A 1,137-nucleotide genomic window follows, 5' to 3' on the forward strand; every position below is an offset into this window, starting at 1 on the left:
GACCGTGTGCCGGCCCGCCGCCAGCGGCACGTCCGCGTCGGCCCGCCGCCCGTCCAGCACGCCGTGCGCGGCGACCGTCACCGGCGCGCGGACGGTGATCCGCGCCGCCGTGTCGAACCGGACCGTCGTCGGCACGTCGAAGACCGGCGCCGCGTGCGCGGTCACCGGCGGCGCGCCCCGGCCCGACCAGGCGAACCCGATGAACAGCAGCGGGACCGTGATCGCCGTGATCTTCACGCAGTACTGGAACGCCTGGACGGCGGTGATGCTGCGCATCCCGCCGACCGACACGCTGGCGACGATGACGACCACGATGATCAGGGCGCCGAGCCACGCCGGCGCGCCGGTGATGACGTGCAGGGCCAGTGCCGCGCCCCGCAGCTGCGGGACCAGGTAGAGCCAGCCGACGACGACCACCAGCACGCCCGACATCCGGCGCACGGTGAGCGACCCGAGACGTGCCTCGGCGAAGTCCGGCAGCGTGTAGGCGCCCGAGCGGCGCAGCGGCGCGGCCACGAGCAGCAGCAGGATCAGGTACCCGGTGGTGTAGCCGACCGGGTACCACAGCATGTCGACGCCGAAGGCCATGACCAGCCCGGCGACGCCGAGGAAGGACGCCGCCGACAGGTACTCCCCGCTGATCGCCGAGGCGTTCCAGGTCGCCGAGACGGTCCGGGAGGCGACGTAGAAGTCCGACGTCGTGCGCGACCGGCGCAGCCCCCGGCTTCCGATCAGCACGGTGACCACGGTGACCACGGCGATCGCGGCGACGGCGTACGCGGGGCTCACGAACGGTCGACCAGGTCCTCGAACTCGTGCTCGTTGCGCTCGGCCTGGCGCACGTAGAGCACGGCGCCCGCGACCAGCGCCGGATAGACGAGCACGCCCAGCAGCAGCCACGGCAGCGGCAGCCCCGCGACGTGGACGCGCCGCGTCCACGGCGCGAACGCGAACAGCAGCGGCAGCGTGCCGAGCAGCACGGCGAACACCGCGCACACCCGCAGCGCCAGCAGCAGCTGCACCCGCATCAGCGACCTGATCATGAGGTCGCCGAGCTGGGTCTGCTCGTGCAGGTCGCGGCGGCCGCCCGCGCCGGGCCGCAGCCGCGCCGCGCGGCCCGCCGTCCGCTCCACCGTG

The 1,137-nt window shown here is 74.2% G+C and carries 2 protein-coding genes; both read right to left on the minus strand.

Annotation, left to right across the window (positions count from 1 at the left end; translation table 11 throughout):
* The coding region (locus E1291_RS41455; protein WP_442316407.1) for a sodium:solute symporter family transporter at positions 1–789 on the minus strand (789 nt) is incomplete at its 3' end.
* Positions 786–1,137, minus strand: a 352-nt coding sequence (locus E1291_RS41460) for a hypothetical protein (protein ID WP_306434513.1), incomplete at its 5' end; no start/stop codon positions are given. The genes E1291_RS41460 and E1291_RS41455, both read right to left, overlap by 4 nt.

The organism is Actinomadura roseirufa (genome assembly GCF_900659635.1).
GTDB classification, from domain to species: Bacteria; Actinomycetota; Actinomycetes; order Streptosporangiales; family Streptosporangiaceae; genus Spirillospora; species Spirillospora roseirufa.